This is a genomic window from Paenibacillus rhizovicinus (assembly GCF_010365285.1).
GTDB lineage: Bacteria > Bacillota > Bacilli > Paenibacillales > Paenibacillaceae > Paenibacillus_Z > Paenibacillus_Z rhizovicinus.
The window spans coordinates 1,490,857-1,510,389 of record NZ_CP048286.1; the positions used below are offsets into that span (position 1 = coordinate 1,490,857).

General features: G+C 54.7%; 16 protein-coding genes. 4 read left to right on the plus strand and 12 right to left on the minus strand.

What is annotated here, in order from left to right; translation table 11 throughout:
• Window positions 1-64 precede the first annotated feature (64 nt).
• The gene (gene fni, locus GZH47_RS06950) at window positions 65-1,126 is read right to left on the minus strand and encodes a type 2 isopentenyl-diphosphate Delta-isomerase (RefSeq protein ID WP_162639424.1); all 1,062 of its coding nucleotides are present in this window, start codon (window positions 1,124-1,126) and stop codon (window positions 65-67) included.
• 208 nt (window positions 1,127-1,334) lie between these two features.
• On the opposite strand from fni, the gene nagB reads away from it, so the two are divergent.
• The gene (gene nagB / locus GZH47_RS06955; RefSeq protein WP_162639425.1) at window positions 1,335-2,057 is read left to right on the plus strand and encodes a glucosamine-6-phosphate deaminase; all 723 of its coding nucleotides are present in this window, start codon (window positions 1,335-1,337) and stop codon (window positions 2,055-2,057) included.
• Between the two features lie 3 nt (window positions 2,058-2,060).
• Window positions 2,061-3,251 (plus strand): N-acetylglucosamine-6-phosphate deacetylase, encoded by a 1,191-nt coding sequence (gene nagA / locus GZH47_RS06960; RefSeq protein ID WP_162639426.1) that lies wholly within the window; start codon window positions 2,061-2,063, stop codon window positions 3,249-3,251.
• Window positions 3,252-3,384: 133 nt separating this feature from the next.
• On the opposite strand, the gene GZH47_RS06965 is transcribed toward nagA, so the two are convergent.
• The 8 genes from GZH47_RS06965 to citZ all read right to left on the minus strand — a co-directional run bounded on the left by GZH47_RS06965 (window position 3,385) and on the right by citZ (window position 13,031).
• Entirely contained in the window at window positions 3,385-4,317 is a 933-nt protein-coding gene (locus tag GZH47_RS06965) for an NHL repeat-containing protein (protein ID WP_162639427.1), read from the minus strand.
• 176 nt (window positions 4,318-4,493) lie between these two features.
• Entirely contained in the window at window positions 4,494-5,297 is an 804-nt protein-coding gene (locus GZH47_RS06970; protein ID WP_162639428.1) for a DeoR/GlpR family DNA-binding transcription regulator, read from the minus strand.
• Complete coding sequence (locus tag GZH47_RS06975; RefSeq protein WP_162639429.1) at window positions 5,298-6,254, minus strand: sugar kinase; 957 nt, start codon at window positions 6,252-6,254, stop codon at window positions 5,298-5,300.
• A 48-nt stretch (window positions 6,255-6,302) separates the two neighbouring features.
• Window positions 6,303-6,728 (minus strand): hypothetical protein, encoded by a 426-nt coding sequence (locus GZH47_RS06980; RefSeq protein WP_162639430.1) that lies wholly within the window; start codon window positions 6,726-6,728, stop codon window positions 6,303-6,305.
• A 73-nt stretch (window positions 6,729-6,801) separates the two neighbouring features.
• The gene (gene recQ / locus GZH47_RS06985; protein WP_162639431.1) at window positions 6,802-9,015 is read right to left on the minus strand and encodes a DNA helicase RecQ; all 2,214 of its coding nucleotides are present in this window, start codon (window positions 9,013-9,015) and stop codon (window positions 6,802-6,804) included.
• Between the two features lie 130 nt (window positions 9,016-9,145).
• The gene (gene mdh, locus GZH47_RS06990) at window positions 9,146-10,087 is read right to left on the minus strand and encodes a malate dehydrogenase (RefSeq protein ID WP_162639432.1); all 942 of its coding nucleotides are present in this window, start codon (window positions 10,085-10,087) and stop codon (window positions 9,146-9,148) included.
• A gap of 331 nt (window positions 10,088-10,418) precedes the next feature.
• Complete coding sequence (gene icd / locus GZH47_RS06995) at window positions 10,419-11,711, minus strand: NADP-dependent isocitrate dehydrogenase (RefSeq protein WP_162639433.1); 1,293 nt, start codon at window positions 11,709-11,711, stop codon at window positions 10,419-10,421.
• Between the two features lie 207 nt (window positions 11,712-11,918).
• Window positions 11,919-13,031, minus strand: coding sequence for a citrate synthase (gene citZ / locus GZH47_RS07000; protein ID WP_162639434.1), 1,113 nt, complete (start codon window positions 13,029-13,031; stop codon window positions 11,919-11,921).
• Between the two features lie 322 nt (window positions 13,032-13,353).
• On the opposite strand from citZ, the gene GZH47_RS07005 reads away from it, so the two are divergent.
• Window positions 13,354-14,874: a Ppx/GppA phosphatase family protein gene (locus GZH47_RS07005; protein ID WP_162639435.1), complete on the plus strand. Its 1,521-nt coding sequence runs from the start codon at window positions 13,354-13,356 to the stop codon at window positions 14,872-14,874.
• A 12-nt stretch (window positions 14,875-14,886) separates the two neighbouring features.
• Here the strand turns inward: GZH47_RS07005 and ppk1 are convergent, their stop codons facing one another.
• Entirely contained in the window at window positions 14,887-16,947 is a 2,061-nt protein-coding gene (ppk1, locus tag GZH47_RS07010; RefSeq protein ID WP_162639436.1) for a polyphosphate kinase 1, read from the minus strand.
• A gap of 203 nt (window positions 16,948-17,150) precedes the next feature.
• On the opposite strand from ppk1, the gene ytvI reads away from it, so the two are divergent.
• The gene (gene ytvI, locus GZH47_RS07015; RefSeq protein ID WP_162639437.1) at window positions 17,151-18,269 is read left to right on the plus strand and encodes a sporulation integral membrane protein YtvI; all 1,119 of its coding nucleotides are present in this window, start codon (window positions 17,151-17,153) and stop codon (window positions 18,267-18,269) included.
• Between the two features lie 8 nt (window positions 18,270-18,277).
• Here the strand turns inward: ytvI and murI are convergent, their stop codons facing one another.
• Both murI and GZH47_RS07025 read right to left on the minus strand, forming a co-directional pair.
• Entirely contained in the window at window positions 18,278-19,081 is an 804-nt protein-coding gene (gene murI / locus GZH47_RS07020) for a glutamate racemase (RefSeq protein ID WP_162639438.1), read from the minus strand.
• A 58-nt stretch (window positions 19,082-19,139) separates the two neighbouring features.
• The gene (locus GZH47_RS07025; protein WP_162639439.1) at window positions 19,140-19,532 is read right to left on the minus strand and encodes an FxsA family protein; all 393 of its coding nucleotides are present in this window, start codon (window positions 19,530-19,532) and stop codon (window positions 19,140-19,142) included.
• Window position 19,533: the final 1 nt, after the last annotated feature.

Genomic DNA, 19,533 nt, shown 5'->3' on the forward strand with positions numbered 1-19,533 from the left:
AGACCCCGCGTAACGTACGATGGCGACGTACGACGCGGCAAGGGTCTGCCTTTTCCTGCTTTGCTTATAGCTGTATCAGCCGGTCGGTTGCTCGCAGCCCGCCGATCGTGGCCGCGCCGATGCCGAACATGGCGGCGCGCAGCTCGAATTCGATGCGCGCCATCTGCTGCATCAGTTCATCGGCGCTGCCGGATTTCGGGTCGGCTGCTCCTGCGAGCAGCGAGCGTCCGTATGCGGCGAGATCGGCGCCGAGCGCGATGGCTTTCGCGGCATCGACGCCATTTGCCAGTCCGCCGCTTGCGATGACCTCCGCTTCCGGCAGCGCGGCGCGGATGTCGCGCACGCAGGCGGCCGTCGGCGTCCCCCAGTCGGCGAACGCCGCGGCGGCGTCGGCGAGCAGTTCATCGCGCGCCCGGTACTTCTCGACCTGGCTCCACGACGTTCCGCCCGCTCCGGCGACGTCGATGAAAGCGACGCCGGCTTCGAGGAGAACGGCGGCCGTTTCGGCATCGATGCCCCAGCCGACTTCCTTAACGCCGACAGGCACGTCCAGGCGGCGGCAAACTTCGCTGATGCGATGCAGCAGACCCCGGAAATCCGTGTCGCCTTCCGGCTGGAACACCTCCTGCAAGCTGTTCAGATGCAGCACGAGGCCATCCGCTTCCGCCAGTTCCACCGCTTTCCGGCACTGGTCGACGCCGTAGCCGTAGTTCAGCTGCACGGCGCCTAAATTGGCGATAATCGGAACGCTCGGAGCGAGCTTCCTGATTTGGAACGTAGCGGCGAGCGCTTCGTTCTCGATCGCCGCCCGCATGGAGCCGAGTCCCATCGCCCAGCCTCGCGCCTCGGCCGCTTCGGCAAGCCGCTCGTTAATTAAGGCGGTTTCTTCCGTGCCGCCGGTCATCGAGCTGATGAGCAGCGGTGCCGATAACCGCTTGCCCAAGAACGAAGCCGAGAGGTCGATCTCTTGAAACGAAATTTCCGGGAGTGCCTGGTGACGGAACCGATATCCGTCGAAGCCCGTCCCGGCTCCCGTGTTCTGTACCTGCTCCTGCAGGCATATGCGAATATGCTCGCCCTTCCTCTTAGCGGTAGCGGCATGCTCCGCATCCAATCTGTCCGTCATGCTGTAAATAAGCTCCTTCCATCCGTGGCCATATCCATCCATCATGGCATATTGAAGACGGTGGAGCAAGCCCGCGGAAAGGATTTTGTATTTTGATCGTTTTTATCTTAAAAATGATTTTTACAATCATTTTAATTGTTGTATCGAACGAAATGATTTATAATAATTTCATAAGATGGTTCTATGATGATAATAGGAGGCACTCGTTATGCAAGTAAAATGTTTTGATCAGCCGGCCGAATTGGACCTCTATGCCGCACAGCTGTTCGCCTCGGCTTTGAAGGAGAAACCGGAATCGACGCTCGGCTTGGCAACAGGCTCGACACCTATCGGAATTTATGAAAAAATGATAGAGATGTACGAGAATGGCGATCTTTCGTTCAAATACGCGACCACCTTCAACTTAGACGAATACGTCGGTTTATCGCCGGATCACGAGCAAAGCTACGCGCGATTCATGAACCGCCACCTATTCGATCATGTCGATCTTCCGGCAGGCAAAGCCCATCTTCCCAAAGGCATGGTGAGCGACCTGGAAGCGGAATGCGCCAACTACGACCGGATGCTTCAAGAGCAGCCTGTCGATATTCAATTGCTCGGACTCGGGCATAACGGCCATATCGGCTTTAACGAACCGGACGAGGAACTGCAAGGCGGCACGCATATCGTCGAGCTTGAACACGCGACGCGCGAAGCGAACGCCAGATTCTTCTCTTCCATCGACGACGTACCGACCCAAGCGATCACGATGGGCGTCGGCTCGATTCTGAAGGCGGAGTCCATCCTGCTCGTAGTCAAAGGCGCGGACAAAGCCGAGATCGTCAAACAGGCGCTTCAAGGGCCGATTACGACGGAATGTCCTGCATCGCTGCTGCAAACGCATAAGAACGTAACCGTATTAGTAGATCGAGAGGCCGGGAGGTTATTGTAAACGATGAATGAATCAGCTGGAAATTGGCTCATAAGAGGCGTAAATGCCGTCGTTGGCGAAACGATCGTCGAGAACGCGTCCGTCGTGGTTGCGGACGGCAAGATTTCGGAAATTCGCGCCGGTGATGCGCAGATCGCATCCGATGGCCTGACGGTCATCGACGGAAACGGCGGCTGGCTGCTTCCGGGCTTTATCGACATGCATGTCCATGGCGGCGCCGGTTCCGACTTCATGGATGCCTCGGCATCCGCATACGATGCAATCACGGCTTACCATGCTTCCAACGGCACGACGCGCATGCTGGCGACCACAGTCACCGCTTCGCGCGAAGCGATTGAGGCGGTGCTCGAAGCGGCCGCTGCTTATCGCAACGGCGATATGCCTCACGCCAGCCTTGCCGGCGTCCATTTGGAAGGCCCCTTCATCAGCGAGCTGTGGCCGGGCGCGCAAAACCCTGCTTTCATCTCGCCGCCGCGCCTGGATTGGGTACAGACCTGGAACACGGCATATCCCGGCCTTATTAAGCAGCTGACGCTCGCTCCCGAGAAAGATGGGGCGGCCGAGGTCATTTCTTATTTGTCCGCGAACGGCATCGTTGCAGCCGCCGGACATACGGACGCGCTATTCGCACAAGTGGAAGCGGCTGTCGAAGCCGGCCTGTCCCAGGCGGTGCATACGTTCAATGCGATGCGGGCGCTGCATCACCGCGAGCCGGGAACCGTCGGCGCCGTGCTCAGCGACAATCGGATCAATGCCGAGTTGATCGCCGACGGGCACCATGTGCATCCCGCCGCGATTCGGCTGCTCGTCCAAGCGAAGCCGCTTGACCGGGTCATCCTCATCACGGACGCGATATCCGCAGCCGGCCTAGGTGACGGATTCTACGAACTTGGCGGTCTGGAAGTCGACGTCGCTCAAGGCGTAGCCCGACTACGTCACGGCGGAAACTTGGCGGGAAGCACGTTGACCATGATTAACGCGTTCCGCTATATGCTGGAACACACCGACCTTGACGTAACCGAGGTCAGCCGCATGGCGAGCGGCAATCCTGCCAGCCAGCTCGGCCTGCAGGATGTAACCGGCAGCATCGCGGAAGGCAAATACGCGGATCTCTTGCTCGCGGACGCTGCTTTCCAGGCTGTCAGCCATACGTGGGTGCAAGGACGGCTCGTATACCGCGCTGAACATAAGTAATTCAGGGTTAGCCATAATCCATAAGTAGAGCACTTACAAGAAGAAGCCCATGGATTCCGGCTCGCCGGCGTCCATGGGCTTCTCTTCTTGTTCAACAACATATATGAGTGCTGAAAGCCAAAATAATCTCTTCTTACTTCTGTCTAACCAGCTTTGTAATACGGCCGTCGAAAATCCATTCCGCTACGAACACATTGCCTTGCGAATCAACGCAAACGCCGTGCGGCGAGCTGAACTTGTCGGGACGGTAGTACGATTTCGGCAGATTCGGCCAGCCTTCTTGCTTGTAAGCCTTCTGATCTTCGCCCAAGTGCGTGATCAGGCGGTCTTCGCTGTCCAGAACCGTCACGCGGCTGTCCAGGTCCGGCAGGTAAACTTCATCGCCGAAGAAATAGAAGCTGCATGGCTTATCCAGGTTATGGTCCACGAAGCGCTTGTGCTCGCCTTCCAGCGTAAACACTTGGATCCGGCCATTGCCGCGGTCTGCGACGTACAGCTCAGGTTCGCCGCCGCGAAGGTTAACGGAGATGCCGTGCGGCTCAATGACTTTGCCCGGCTCCGAGCCGCGTCCGCCGAACGTGCGGATGTAGCTGCCTTTGGCGTCGTATTGATGAATATGGTATTGGCCATAGCCGTCGGATACGTAGATATCGCCATTAGGCGCTACGCAGACGTCTGTCGGCACGTAGCGGCGTTCCGTATCGTAGAGGTCCGAACGATCCGGCTTGCCGATTTCGAGCAGCACGTCGCCGCTCAGCGTCGTTTTAACGATCAGCGCCCGGTTCGTGTCGGCAAAATACAAATATTCAATGCCGTCGTTATCGCGGTGCAAGTAGAAGCCGTGCGCGCCGCCTTCGAATTCCGCGCCCCAAGAAGTTTTGAAATTGCCGTCTTTGTCGAACACGACGACGGAATCCTTGCTCGTGTTATGTACGTAAACGTTATCATTTTCGTCGACTACGATGCCGTGCGTGTAACCGTATGTAATGCCCTCTGGAAGCTTACCCCAGCCGCTAACTACTTCGTATGCATGCGAAGCGCTGCCAATGATTTGTTTTTCAGACACGTATCATTTCTCCTTTGCGATTGTAATCGTAACCAGTATACCAAATTCCGAGATGACAGGAAGCAAAAAAAATTTTAATGCTCCACGCTGCCCGGCTGCCTACAAAAAAAAGCAATGTCCGCCGTGCCGGAGCACGATACAGCCATTGCCTTTATTAGATAAGGAACGAATCGCAATTACATGCTGATCTCCTGCCCGCCGCCGGCGATTACCGTCTGAATGCCATGCGTTCTGGCAACGGAGGCCAGCTGCTGAGGCAGTTCCCGATCGGTGATAAACCCTTGGAGCTCGGACAGCGACGCGATCGAGAACAGCGAGGTCCGGCCGATCTTGGTATGATCGAACATCGCGTAGGTCGCCTGCGAACGCCGAATCATCGCTTTGGCGATTTGGGCTTCCTGCTCGGAATACGTCGTAATGCCTCCCGTCGAGGAGACGCCATCGACGCCGAGAAACATTTTGCCGATATTCAGCTGCTCAATCATGCCTTCGCCCAGCGGGCCGCACAATTCGAAGCTGTTGTGACGCATCATGCCGCCGGTGACGACGACGTTGATGTCGCTGCCTGCCAGCTCCATCGCAATGTTCACCGTGTTCGTCACGACCGTAATCCCTCTGCGCGTCTTGAGGAGCTTCGCCAAATAATAATTCGTCGTGCCGCCGGATAACCCGACGACGTCGCCTTCGGCAATCAAGCTTTCTGCTGCGGCTGCAATGCGCTCCTTCTCCAGGAAGGACAACCCTTCCTTCTCCGCGAAAGGAAGCTCGCGCACCGCGTTCAGCCCATCGTACATGGCTCCGCCAATCGTCCGAATGACGGGCTCCGCCTTCTCCATCAGCTCCAGGTCGCGCCGCGCCGTCGCTTCGGAAACCCCGAAACGCTCCACGACTTCCTGAATCGTGATCCGCCCTTGCCGCTTCAGCGCATTCATGATTCCTTCGCGCCGGCGTTGTCCTTTCGACGATTGCACGTCAGCCATTTACCGTTCCACCCAGCCTTTGTCCGATAGTCTGCGGCTTGCCGTCGTCCAGTCGGGCAGCGCTTCCCAATCTCCGCGCATTTGCACGACCAGCGCACCGTTAATGCTGCCAAGACGGACGGCTTCCACAGGAGTCATGCCGCGCAGCAGCCCCGCCAGAAACCCGGAACAGAACCCGTCGCCCGCGCCGACCGTATCCACGACCTGCTCGGCAGGATAGAATGGAATTTCAACCGCATTGCCGTTCTCCAGTACGACCGTCGTGTCGCCGACGCCTTTGATCACGCTGATCGCGTTCAACGCCGTCAGTTTGGCTTTCACCGTGTCGAAATCATCGGTTTCGTAGAGCATGCGCAGCTCGTCCCAGCCCGGAAGGAAGTAATCCGCCAGCTCGGCGATCGGCAAGACGACCCGGCGCGCTTCTTCGATCGACCACAGCTTGAGCCGCAAGTTAGGATCGAAACTGATCCGCACGCCCGCTTCTTTGGCTGCTTTCACAGCAGCCAGCAATGTTTCCCGGCAGTTGTCGCTAAGCGCCGGCGTAATGCCCGTCACATGCAGGATTTTGCAGCCGCGTATGTAGTCCAAATCCAAATCGTCCGGCGTCATCCGGCTGGCTGCCGAATGCTTGCGGAAATAATGCACCGCCAGCTTGCCGGCAACCATTTCACGGAACATCATGCCTGTGGGGGCATCCGCCGTAAGCTTCGCCCGGGATACATCGACGCCTTCGCCGCGAATGCGCTTCAGAATCAAACGGCCGAACGGATCATCGCCCAGCGCGCCGAACCAGCCGACCGAGCAGCCGAGTCTAGCTGCGCCGATCGCCACGTTGCTTTCCGCGCCGCCGAAGCTTTGTTCAAGCGTAGAGGCATGTTCGATGCTCCGGTATTCCTGCGGCATGAACAGCGCCATCGTTTCTCCGAAAGTCAGCAAATCGGGTGACTGTGATTTCAACAACCGTAACCCCTCCAAGAAGTTTTTTCAGTTGATCATGCCTGCGTATTACTTATACATCCGATCTTGCATGAAGTAAATCGTTACGAGGTACACGAGCAGCAAAATCACGCTCAGCGTGCGAGCCTTCGCGATATGCGACGAAGCGCTTTGTCCGCTTTGAATCGAAATGGCGATTCGTTTCAGAGGTTTCGTGATGATGCCGCCGATTGCCGCGATCGCCAGGAACAGCAGCGTTACGATGATCATCCAAATGACTTTATAATCGGCTTGCGACATCAGGTACCCGCCAGTAAGAAGCTGCAGGACCAAGAAGTATTGCGCGATGCGGTTCGCGGATGCCAAGCCTTCGGCAAGTCCGGCTTGTCCGCTGCCGTCAAGCTTGGATGCGCGTCCCACCATGAAAGGCAGCGCAATGTAGAACCCTAATCCGGCTGCGCCGACCAAGTGCAGAAATAACATAAAACTGAACATCAAGCGTCCTCCTCGGAAAAATATAGTCACCTTTAAGTATACTAAAACTATCGGGGCAATTCAAAGAAACGGTTTATTCGCTAGCAGGCGACAAACGGTGCTTGACGATAACGGCTTTGATGGCGAAATAATCGACCTCTTCCGGCAGCGCTTCCTTGATCGGCTTCAGCTTATCGGCACCTACCTGGGCGATCGTCTCTATGATCAACGCTTCGTATTGCTGCGGGATGAAATTTTCCCACGGCAGCTCTTCTCCCTCTTCGCCGCAGCGCAGCAAATGGTTCTCGATGGTCACTCGGCTCATGCCGCGAAGCGCGGATATTTCGGCCAGCGTCTTCCCTTCGGCAAACAGCGTCAGCGTCTGGATATGACTCGGCAAGCCTTCCAAGTTTGCAAGCTCCTCGGCACCTGCCGGTGCTTGCCTCGCAACGGATCCCTGCTGAGAACCGGACGTCTGAGCCCGCTCCCCTCCCCCGTCGTCATCCGAGCTGCCGCTATCTTGCTTAAATTGCCGGACGATACCGATGACATCATGCCCGTACTTGCTTACTTTCGCGGCGCCGATGCCTTTCACGGCCAACAGCTGCTCCGAATTAACAGGCTGCCGATCCGCGATTTCGCGCAAGGCGGAATCGAAGAAGAGCATGAACGGCGGTACTTTCTCCCGCGCAGCCGTCTCCCGGCGCCATTCCCGCAATGCCTCGAACAAAGGCGTGTTCGCCGCGGACAGTCCGGAGCTTGACGTCTCTCTCCGTTTCGCCGCCGCGCTCTGCCGCCGATGAACGGGAACCGAGCCCTCCAGCACCGGCAGCGCTTCCGCCGTAAGCGATACCGTCGGGTACTCGCCCTCGCTGATGCGCAGATATCCCTCGGCTACGAGGTAATACATCAAATCGGCAATGTCGCGTTCCGTCCACTGCCGCATGAGCCCGTACGTCGACAGCCGGTCGAAGCCAAACTCGAGAATGCGCTTCTCGCGCGAGCCTTTCAACACTTTCGCTGCCATCGAGATACCGAATCTTCCCTTCAAACGGCCGACGCAGGACAATGCTTTGCGGGCGTCCTCCGTCACTTCGACCATGGCGCTTACATCGAGACAGTTGCTGCATTTGCCGCATTCCGGCACATCCGCTTCACCGAAATAACGCACGATGTACTGCAGCAGGCATTTCTCCGTCCGGCTGTAATGCATCATCGTATACAGCTTGTTCAGTTGAATGGTCTTGCGTTCCGGATCTCCCGTGCCGCGGTCTATCAGAAACCGCTGGACCTGCACGTCCTGTGGCTCGAACAGCAGCACGCATTCGCTCTCTTCGCCGTCTCGTCCCGCGCGTCCGGCTTCTTGGTAATACGATTCTACGTCGCCTGGCATTTGCCAGTGAATGACATAACGGACGTTCGGTTTATCGATCCCCATGCCGAACGCATTCGTCGCCACCATGACCCTGTTCTCGTCGAACCTGAACCGTTCCTGCGCATCCGCGCGTTCCTCGTCGTTTAAACCGCCGTGGTATTTGCCGACCGCGATGCCAAGACGGGACAAGTCTTCGCAGACCTCTTCCGCTTCCTTGCGCGTCGCCGTGTAGACAATGCCCGACTGGTCGGGCCGCTGCTGCACGAAATCCCTTAGAAACTTCCGTTTGTCCGTCCCCGTAACGACGGACAGCGTCAAATTCGTCCGCGCGAATCCCGTAATGAAAATATTCGGGTCATGCAAGCCCAGCATCGCCGCGATATCCTGCGCAACCTCCGGCGTCGCCGTTGCCGTAAACGCGGCCACCGGCGGACGGTTCTCCAGCCGGCCGATCCAGCCGGCAAGCTGGCGGTAGCTCGGCCGGAAATCATGACCCCATTGCGAAACGCAATGCGCTTCATCGATGGCGATCAGCGGAATATGCATTTGTGCGGACAACGACTCGAACATGCCGCTGTCCAGCCGTTCCGGCGCGACATAGAGCAGTTTGTACGCGCCCTGAGATGTCTGCCTCACGACTTCGCGGTACGTCGCCGCATCCAGCGAACTGTTCAAATAAGCTGCGGGTACGCCGAGCCGATTCAATGCATCCACTTGATCTTTCATCAAAGAAATGAGCGGCGATACGACAATCGTCGTGCCAGGCAGCAGCATGGCCGGAATTTGATAACAGACCGACTTCCCCCCGCCCGTCGGCAAAATCGCCAGCGTATCCTTGCTGCCTAGCAGGCCGGAGATAATGTCGCTTTGCCCCTTGCGGAAACTGTCGTAGCCATAAACGCGTTTTAACGTTTGCAGTGCTTCATGTTGCATGAAATCCCTCCTTATTCGTTCGTTAAGAGACTCTCGTATCGCTAACATCGCCGAAAACAGGAAGACCCTGACGGTTTGATGCGTCAGGGTCTCATGTGCTTCATGAGTGAGATACGCCTATTAACATTAACTAGCCATTAACGACAGCGATGACGCTGCGGACGGAGTTCGCGGATTTCTCAAGCTCCGCTTTCTCGGCGTCCGTCAGTTCAAGCTCGAACACTTTCTCGATGCCGTCACCGCCCAGTATTGCAGGCACGCCCATGAATAAGTTCTCATAGCCGTATTCGCCTTGCAGCAGCGCGATTACCGGCGTAATGCGTTTCTTGTCCTTCAAAATCGCTTCCGTCATCTGAACGAGCGATGCCGCAGGTGCGTAATACGCGCTTCCGTTGCCCAGCAGGTTGACGATTTCTCCGCCGCCGACGCGCGTCCGCTGCACGATCGCTTCGATCCGCTCGGCCGAGATCAACTTCTCGATTGGGATACCGCCTACGTTCGAATAACGAACGAGCGGGACCATGTCGTCGCCATGGCCGCCAAGGACGAAGCCGCGAACGTCTTCGACCGATACGTTAAGCTCCTCGGCGATGAACGTGCAATATCGTGCCGTATCCAGCACGCCGGATTGGCCGATAACCCGGTTTTTCGGGAAGCCAAGCGCATTAAACGCCACGTACGTCATGGCATCAACCGGGTTGGACAAGATGATCACATAAGCATCCGGGCTGGTTGCTTTGATATTCTCGCAGACGGATCTCACGATGCCGGCATTGGTATTCACCAAATCGTCGCGGCTCATGCCCGGTTTACGGGCGATGCCGGCCGTAATGATAACGACCTGCGAATTTTTCGTATCCTCGTAATTGCTCGTACCCGAGATTTTGGCGTCGATGCCCTGCACGGGCGTCGATTCCATCATATCGAGCGCTTTGCCCTTCGTAGGGTTCTCCAATTGCGGGATATCGACAAGCACCACATCGCCAAGCTCTTTCTGCGCCAACATCAAAGCCGTAGTCGCACCGGTAAACCCGGCGCCCACAACCGTAATTTTATTCCGTTTAATCGCCATCTCAGATAAGCCTCCCAAGTAAGTGTAGCCGCAGCAAGCGGCTCCTTTGGTCATAAAGAGCGCTGCAGGCGCCGCTCACCCGAACATCTGATGAGCGTGCAAAATCCGCATAAGCTGAGTTATGCGGATTTTGCGTAAGCCTTGCACGCACCCGCATCCAAGCGCCTCTATCGTTCCCACGTTAGTAAGAGGGATTCCAGAGGGCAGAGCCCTTGGGGTCCCCCTCAGGGGGATTTAGGGGGTGCACTTGGATTGAGGGTACACTTGTCTATAAGAGGATGCACGTTTGATTTTGATTTTAAACAAAAGACTTACTAGGGTCGCCCTATCCTTACAGGTGTTTGATGATTTCATCAGCAAACGCGGAACATTTCACTTCAGTCGCGCCTTCCATCAGGCGGGCGAAGTCATACGTAACCGTTTTGTTGTTGATTGCCGTTTCCAGACCTTTGTAGATGGAATCAGCAGCTTCTTGCCAGCCGAGGTGCTCAAGAAGCATAACGCCGGACAGAATAACGGAACCTGGGTTAACGACGTCAAGATCCGCGTATTTCGGAGCCGTACCGTGCGTAGCTTCGAAAATAGCATGTCCAGTCAGGTAGTTGATGTTAGCGCCCGGTGCGATACCGATGCCGCCGACTTGTGCAGCCAGAGCGTCAGACAGGTAGTCGCCGTTCAGGTTCAGCGTTGCGATAACGTCGAAGTCGGTTGGACGCGTCAGAACTTGTTGCAGCGCGATGTCGGCAATAGCGTCTTTTACGATCAGCTTGCCAGCAGCTTCTGCTTCTTTTTGCGCTTTGTTAGCCGCATCCGTGCCTTCAGCTTCTTTGATGCGGTCATATTGACCCCATGTGAAAGTTTTGTCCGCGAACTCTTGCTCAGCAACTTCGTAGCCCCAGTTCTTGAACGCGCCTTCCGTGAATTTCATGATGTTGCCTTTATGAACGAGCGTCAGCGATTTACGGTTATGTTTCAATGCGTATTCGATCGCTGCGCGAGCCAGACGTTTGGAGCCTTCTGCCGAAACCGGCTTGATGCCGATACCCGAAGTTTCAGGGAAGCGGATTTTGTTAACGCCCATTTCGTTCTGCAGGAAGGAGATGACTTTCTTAACGTCTTCCGAACCGGATTGGTACTCGATGCCGGCATAGATATCCTCTGTGTTCTCGCGGAAGATAACCATGTTCACGAGTTCAGGGCGTTTAACCGGGGAAGGCACGCCGTCGAAGTAACGAACGGGACGCAGGCAAGTATACAGGTCAAGCTCTTGGCGAAGCGCAACGTTCAGGGAACGGATACCGCCGCCGATTGGCGTCGTAAGCGGACCTTTGATCGCAACGATGTACTCGCGGATTGCAGTCAGCGTGTCGGCTGGAAGCCACTCGCCGTAAGTATTGAACGCCTTTTCGCCGGCGAAAACTTCGTACCATGCGATTTTCTTCTCGCCGCCGTATGCTTTCTCGACTGCTGCGTCAAGTACGCGTTTGGAAGCTTTCCAAATGTCGCGGCCCGTGCCGTCGCCTTCGATGAATGGAATGATTGGGTTGTTCGGCACTTGAAGAACGCCGTTATCGATCGTGATTTTGTCGCCTTCTGTTGGCAATGCGAATTTTTCGAGTTGCATAATGATAAAATCCTCCTAAAAATGTAGTTTGAATGCTTGGCTTCGGAAAGCCGCTGTACAACGGTATAGGTATATACATAACATGACGGGAGCCGGCAACGCAAATTGAAGCAAGCTGCGTGCCGACACCCCGTCAGAGGCAGGACAGCCCGGGACGACCCGGGTCTGCCGGTGTTATGCATGATGAACGCCGGCCCGAAGTCCGAATTAACGTTGGGCGATTGGCGTTACTTTCTGATCGACCGGACCCGTGTATTCCGCGCGAGGACGGATCAGGCGGTTGTTCTCGTATTGCTCAAGGATATGCGCGGTCCACCCGGATGCGCGGCTGATCGCGAAGATCGGCGTAAACAGGTCGCGCGGAATGCCCAGCGTCGTGTAAACCGAAGCGGAATAGAAATCGACGTTTGGCTTCAAGCCTTTTTGGCCGGTGACGATCTCTTCGATTTTGACGGACATTTCGTACAGTTCCATATTGCCGGTCAGTTTGCCCAGCTCGCGGGACATTTTTTGCAAATGTTTCGCGCGCGGATCGCCGTTTTTGTAAACGCGGTGTCCGAAGCCCATGATTTTATCTTTGTTCGCCAGCTTCTGGTTGATGTACGGCTCTACGTTCGCGAACGAACCGATTTCTTCGAGCATCACCATAACGGCTTCGTTCGCGCCGCCGTGCAGCGGGCCTTTAAGGGCGCCGATTGCGGACGTGATGCCGGAATAAATATCCGACAGCGTCGCTACCGTAACGCGGGCTGCGAAAGTGGAAGCGTTCAGTTCGTGATCGGCGTGAAGAACGAGTGCTTGATCCAGCGCTTTGACCGCGACTTGATCCGGTTCTTGATCGTTCAGCATGTACAGGAAGTTATAAGCGATCGAAACGCCCGCTTTAGGCGCGACCGGCTCTTTGCCTTCGCGAATGCGCGCGAACGCGGCAATCAGCGTAGGGATTTGAGCTTGGATCTTGATGGCTTTCTTGATATTCGCTTCTTGGGACATATCGTTAGCTTGCTCGTCGAACAAAGCAAGACTGGATACAGCTGTACGAAGGGCTGCCATGGAGTTCGTATTCTTCGGGTAGAGCTTCAAAGAATCAATTACGCTGGCCGGAACCGCCGCATACTCGCCAAGCTGCTGAAGAAGCTCGTTCAGCTCGGATTGGTTCGGCAGTTTGCCGTACCAAAGCAGGTATGCCACTTCTTCGAAAGAAGCGTTTTCCGCCAAATCGTCAATGTTGATGCCGCGGTAAGTCAGAACGCCATCGATGATGGAGCTGATTGAGGATGTCGTTGCGACAATGCCTTCGAGACCTTTGGTTGCTGTCATGTTTCTCTCTCCTTTTGCATCTATATTTAAAAATAATGGGGTAACCGTTAACAATATTTGGATTCGAGTTCCCTATCGTCGTAGTTAATCATATCGGATTTCGAACAGGAAGGAAACAAAACAAGACATAAAAATGCTTTATCGCCTCTGAAAAACTTTTTTCTCATGCCGAAATCGCGTTCTCCGCTGTGAATCCTTCCATGATTTTACCCAAGTCCCCGCCTTTTTACCCTTCAGAAACAAACCTTTGTTGTGTCCCTCCGCAAATGGTAAAATGTGCGGTAAGACTTACAAACATGATTCCATTAGGAGGCTCCACGCATTGACGGAACAACGCATCGGCATTATCGATATCGGCTCCAACTCCATCCGCTTGGTCGTTTGTGAACGGACCTCCAATGGTGCCCACCGCGTCATTGACGGCAGCAAACGCGCCGCGCGCTTAAGCGAACAATTAAATGACGACGGCGCACTGCCGGACGACATCCTTAACGAACTCGTCGACATGATCAACCATTTCCGCTTGATCTGCGCGCATCATAAAACGGGGCTCATTCGCGCCGTAGCCACGGCCGCCATCCGGAATTCCACCAACAGGAATCATATCCTCTCGCGAATCAGGGAGGAAACGGGACTGGAAATCGAATTGATCTCCGGCGAAGAAGAGGCGGGATACGGATTTCTCGGCATGATCAATACGATGTCCGTCACGGACGGATTTCTCATCGATATCGGCGGCGGCAGCACGGAAGTATCGCTGTTCAGAGACCGCCGGCTTGTCCAAGCCTTCTCGTTTCCGTTCGGCTGCGTCAGCCTGACCCGCCAATTTGCCAAGAACGGGATGCTGTCCGACGCGCAATTAGCGGACTTGGAGCAGTTGGTCGAACAGGCGGTCAATCGTCTGCCATGGCTCAAGCAAACACCGGGACTTCCGCTCGTCGGCGTCGGCGGCACCGTCCGTTCGCTCGGCAAAATGCAGCAAGCTTACATTAAATACCCGTTCGAAAGCACGCATAACTATCCCATCGAAGGGCAAGCCGCGGACGAGCTGTTCGAACTGCTGAGGCAGCTTCCGCTCAACAAACGCAAAAACATGCCGGGCCTTTCCAAAGACCGCGTCGATATTATCGTTCCGGGTCTAGCTATCTTGCGCACGATCTATCGCGCTGTCGGCGCTTCGAATTATATCATTTGCGGTGCCGGCCTGCGCGACGGCCTGTTCTTCTCCACCCGTTTTCCCGATCAGCCCCGGCTGGACGATGTCACGATGTACAGCGTAAACAATCTAGCAGCCCTGCATCCCGAAGCGCCCATGCAGCATACGACACACGTTAATCGGATCGTGCTGCAATTAACAGAATTGTTATACGCGGGGAAACCGTCCAAAGACCAGGCAGCGCTGTTTATCGATATCGCCTCGACGCTTCATCGAATCGGAGCGAGCATCGATTATTACGATTACAAGAAACATACGTTCTATCTCATGATCAACTCTCGGTTAAACGGCTTATCCCACCGGGAATTGTTGATCTGTTCATTGATTGCATCCTATAAGAGCAAAAACCGCACGAAACAAATCGCCGCTCCCTACAAGCCGCTGCTTTCCGAGGACGACCTCGCATTAATCTACAAGCTGGGGATGCTGCTGCAGCTGGCGATCGCGCTGGACCGCAGCGAAACGCAGGTGATCGGCAAGCTTATCGCCGAGGAATCGGAAGGCAAGCTGCATCTGCGCGCCGTCAGAGCGAGCGGTTCGCTCGCCGTCGAACGCAAGGAAGTCGAATCGCAAGCCGATGATTTCAGAAAACTGTGGGGCCTTACGCCGGTCCTGCACGAACATTAACCGGCATCTGAATCAGCATTTCCAAGTGCGGATGTTCGTCGCCACGAATTGACTCCGAAGAGGCTTCAGTTCATTGCTTACCGGCTCGTAATTGCCGCTGGATTGCAGCTCGCGAGCCTTTTCGTTGTCATCCAGGTTCATCCGCAGCACGTTCATCAATGTACCTCGCAGCCTCGCATTGAAGACCGGGCACATCAGCTCGATTCTCCTTGTCAGGTTGCGGGTCATCCAATCCGCGCTTGATAGATAAAGCTCCTCTTCCCCGCCGTTATGGAAATAAATAATGCGGGAATGCTCCAGAAACCGGTCAACGATGCTAATCACGCGAATGTTCTCGCTCAGCCCCTGCACGCCGGGACGCAAACAGCAAACGCCGCGAATGATGAGCTCGATCCGAACGCCCGCTTGCGATGCCTCGTACAGCTTATCGATCATTTCCTGATGCGAGAGACTGTTCATTTTCGCGATAATATGGGCAGGTTTGCCTTCGGCGGCATGCGCCTTCTCGCGATCGATCAACCCGAACAGCTTTTCCCGCAAATCTGTCGGCGCAACGCCGAACGCTTTCCACTCATAGGGAGACGAATAACCGGTAATTTCATTGAACAACGCCGAAGCGTCCGCACCGATAACGGGATGGGACGTGAACAAGCCGATGTCCGTATACAGCTTCGCCGTGCTGTCATTGTAATTCCCTGTGCCCACGTGAACATATCGGCGCAGCATGCCCTGTTCGCGGCGTACGACCAGCGTGATTTTCGCATGCGTCTTCAGTCCTACGAGGCCGTACACGACATGACAGCCAGCTTTCTCAAGCTGCCGCGCCCAAGCGATATTGCGCTCCTCGTCAAACCTCGCTTTCAGTTCCACGACTACGGTTACTTGCTTCCCGGACTCCGCGGCCATGGCCAAAGCCTGCACGAGCGCGGACTGTCCGCTTACCCGGTATAACGTCATTTTGATTGCGAGCACATTCGGATCTTGAGCCGCATCCAAGACGAAATCGCTCACCGCTTCGAAAGACTCGTAAGGATGGTAAACCAGCACATCATCCTGGCGGATCACGGCGAACATGTCTTCCGTATCTTCGAATTCCTGCGGATATACCGGCTCGATTCGCGGATATTTCAAATTCTCGTAGCCGTCAAGCGAACCGGCGAAACGCATGAGAAAACTCAAATCCAACGGCCCGTCGATTTCAAACAAGTTTTCGCCTTGTTCGAGCTCTTCTTTCAGCATAAGCAGTGCATAAGGATGCATGCCTTTGCTGTATTCCAGACGAACCGGAAGTCCCCAGCGGCGGCGGCGAAGCTCCTTCTCGATCTCTTCCAGCAAATCCTCGGCGCCCTCTTCGTTGAGCGTCAAATCCGCATTGCGCGTTAAACGAAACGGATCGACGGCTATCGTCGTATAACCATTGAACAATGTATTAATATGCCGCTCGATCAAATCCTCAAGCAGCACGAATTCATGTTTCTTGCTATTGACACGGCCGGGAACCTGAACGAAACGCTGCAGGATCGACGGGACTTGAACGATTGCGAAGAACGGTTCCTCATCTAGCTCCAGGTCCGTGCCGTTGCCAAGCAGAACGGATAAATACAGCTCTTTGGTATGCAGCAGCGGGAACGGACGGCTTTGATCGACCGCCATCGGCGTCAAGACCGGGAATACGATTTCATGAAAATATTCATCAACCGCTTTAAGCTGCTGCGGATTCAATTCGTCCATTGCACGGAAGCAAATGCCTTCCTTCGATAGGCCGCGAAGCACTTCGCGATACGTCCGGTATTGGTCCACGACCATTTGTTCGGTGCGTTTCATCAATCGTTTCCATAAACCCGCGGGCGAATAGCCCGAGAAATCGCGTTTCGTATAGCCTGCTTTTATTTGATCTTGAATGCCCGCCACGCGGACGCTCATGAATTCATCCAAATTACTCGACACGATGGCTAGAAACTTAGCACGTTCGAGCAGCGGATTCTCGGGATCGTGAGCTTCTTCCAATACCCTGCGGTTGAACTCCACCCAGCTTAAATCACGATTTACATATTGTGATATCGTCTTGTTCATCGATTACATGGAGCCTCCTGATTGTCGAATAATACAATTATGTAGGGATAATGTTCGTCACATATTAATGAATTGTAAAGGACACGTAAACATCAGGCTCCAATAACTTATTTTTTGGTAAAGGCCATAGTCCATATGCTACAATTATACAATAATTATAAAGGGATTTCGGCCGCTTAGAACTTGAAGGAGTGATTGATTATATGGATCGGGTCGTTTGGAAACGAATTTGGCGAACCGCGTTGGTGCTGTCTCTGCTGGTTATTTTCATCCTTGCCGTCATTTACGTGACACCGCTAGTTTACCCGTTTCTGCTCGGATGGCTGCTTGCTTACGCGATTAATCCGATCGTGAACCTGCTTAACCGGAAATTAAAAATTCCGCGCTGGCTCGGCGTCTCTATTACCCTCGTTATTTTCGTCATTGCGATGCTGACCATCGTCTCGGCGCTCGTCACCCGCATCGTCGTGGAAATCATCACGCTGTCCAAATCGCTTAACAACAATATCGATTGGTGGCGCGATCAATTCGAATACATAATGGATAAACCGGAAATCCAAAACCTGATCACCAAACTGACATCCTTCTACCAGGATAATCCCAACTATCAAGAAACCATCAACGGCCGCATTTCGGATACTGCGAATTTAGTAGCTCAGACGAGTACCCAGATCATTACGTCGATCCTGAACGGCATCGTCAGCATCATTACCTCGCTCCCGAATGTCGCCACGATATCGATCGTCGTGCTGCTGGCCGCGTTCTTCATCAGCAAAGACTGGACTAGGCTCGGCAAACGGACAGCCGCCTGGTTTCCGCAAAATATTATGCAGTCCGCGTTCGTCGTCTGGCGAGATCTCAAAAAAGCGCTCTTCGGTTATTTACGCGCCCAGTTCATCATGATCTCCATTACGGCGGTCGTCGTAACCATCGGCCTGCTTATTATAGGCGTCCACTACGCGATCACGATCGGCATGCTTATCGGTCTCGTCGACCTGCTCCCTTATCTTGGCGTAGGCGCGGCGATGGTGCCTTGGATTCTCTATACCTTCATTTATGGAGACGTTACGCTGGGAATCGAGCTTTCCATCCTGTACGGGGTCATTCTCGTTGCCAGGCAGACGATCGAACCTAAAGTATTGGCGAGCAGCGTCGGACTGGAGGCGCTGCCGACACTGATCGCCATGTTCGTCGGACTGAAGCTCTTCGGCGTGCTCGGCCTTATCGTCGGTCCCGTCTCGCTCATCATTCTGACGGCGATTCATAAGGCCAACGTGTTCCGCGACCTATATGGATTCATCGTTCGCGGGCCCAAGACGTGAGCATCAACCTACCCTACCGATTCGGTTTCTCCGCTTAGCACAAGGTTTTCTTGAATATAGGCAAGCGCGATCTCCATCTTCGCCGTATAGGCGGAATCGTCGCCGGAACACATGAAGCGCACGTCGCCGCTCCCCCCTCCTTCGCCGATGCCAAATCGGTTCAGCTGAGCGGCGAGCCGCTTGACAGTACCGGCATTGCCATTGACGATACCGATATGCGGCGGAAGCAGGTCTCGCAATATGTTCGTATAATAAGGATAATGCGTGCAGCCAAGCACGATAATGCCATAGTGGTCGAGATCGTAATCGGCCAGTTTACCGAGAAAATACCCCTTCATGATCTCCTCGTCAAATTGCAGTCGCTCGCAGTATTCAACGAGCTCCGGGAGCGGCAGCGAATCTACGATCCTTGCCTCGTCCACGCGCGAGAGAAGCGCACCGTACTTCTGTTGTTTCAGCGTGAGCGGCGTAGCGAATACGAGCACCCTTCTGCCCGTAGCGCGATTCATTTCAACGGCCGGCTTCACTGCAGGCTCCATGCCGATAATCGGAAAGGCATACGTTTCCCGCAGTTCCTGAATGGCAATGCTCGTCGCCGTATTGCATGCGATGACCAATGCATCGATGCCGATGTCGACCATTTTGCCGACCGATTCCATTATAAACTTTCGTACATCCTCTGGTGACTTCGTACCGTATGGCACATGAAGGGTATCCGCCATATAGAGATAATCCTTGGCCGGAAGTCTCCGAAGCGCTTCTGCCAATACCGTCAACCCGCCAATTCCCGAGTCGAAAAAACCGATCCTCATGGTCATCTTTTCCTTACATTTATAATTTTGTGTTTGCCTTGGACCGCTTGTTGCCAAATTACCTTCTGCGAATGACGAACGAGCCGTTCCGTACTTTCTTCTCCAGCCACTTGAATAACAGAAGCCGATAGAACGGTCTCGTTATCGGCAGCAGCATCGTAATCCCAATGATATCGGAAAAGAAACCCGGCAAGAGCAGCAAGAGACCGCCGATAAGCACGCAGATCCCGTTCAGCATGGCATGACCCGGAGGTTTACCGCTTTGCAGCTGAACCTGGACGTCGGCGAACGCCTTGCGCCCCTCAGAGCTCGCTAGTTTGGCTCCCAAGAATCCGGTAAGCAAAATAAGGCCGAATGTCGGCCATCCGCCAATTACATGCCCCATCTTGATAATACCCCATAATTCAACCGTAGGGATGATAATAATTGCAGCAACCAGCCATTTCAGCATC

Excerpts from the sequence above, each read along its gene's own strand:
- recQ (WP_162639431.1), bottom strand. The coding sequence starts at position 9,015 with ATGCAACATGAAGCACTGCAAACGTTAAAACGCGTTTATGGCTACGAC.
- ppk1 (WP_162639436.1), bottom strand. The coding sequence starts at position 16,947 with ATGAACAAGACGATATCACAATATGTAAATCGTGATTTAAGCTGGGTG.
- ytvI (WP_162639437.1), top strand. The coding sequence starts at position 17,151 with ATGGATCGGGTCGTTTGGAAACGAATTTGGCGAACCGCGTTGGTGCTG.
- citZ (WP_162639434.1), bottom strand. The coding sequence starts at position 13,031 with ATGACAGCAACCAAAGGTCTCGAAGGCATTGTCGCAACGACATCCTCA.
- fni (WP_162639424.1), bottom strand. The coding sequence starts at position 1,126 with ATGACGGACAGATTGGATGCGGAGCATGCCGCTACCGCTAAGAGGAAG.
- GZH47_RS06980 (WP_162639430.1), bottom strand. The coding sequence starts at position 6,728 with ATGTTCAGTTTTATGTTATTTCTGCACTTGGTCGGCGCAGCCGGATTA.
- nagA (WP_162639426.1), top strand. The coding sequence starts at position 2,061 with ATGAATGAATCAGCTGGAAATTGGCTCATAAGAGGCGTAAATGCCGTC.
- GZH47_RS07025 (WP_162639439.1), bottom strand. The coding sequence starts at position 19,532 with ATGCTGAAATGGCTGGTTGCTGCAATTATTATCATCCCTACGGTTGAA.
- nagB (WP_162639425.1), top strand. The coding sequence starts at position 1,335 with ATGCAAGTAAAATGTTTTGATCAGCCGGCCGAATTGGACCTCTATGCC.
- icd (WP_162639433.1), bottom strand. The coding sequence starts at position 11,711 with ATGCAACTCGAAAAATTCGCATTGCCAACAGAAGGCGACAAAATCACG.
- mdh (WP_162639432.1), bottom strand. The coding sequence starts at position 10,087 with ATGGCGATTAAACGGAATAAAATTACGGTTGTGGGCGCCGGGTTTACC.
- GZH47_RS06970 (WP_162639428.1), bottom strand. The coding sequence starts at position 5,297 with ATGGCTGACGTGCAATCGTCGAAAGGACAACGCCGGCGCGAAGGAATC.
- murI (WP_162639438.1), bottom strand. The coding sequence starts at position 19,081 with ATGAGGATCGGTTTTTTCGACTCGGGAATTGGCGGGTTGACGGTATTG.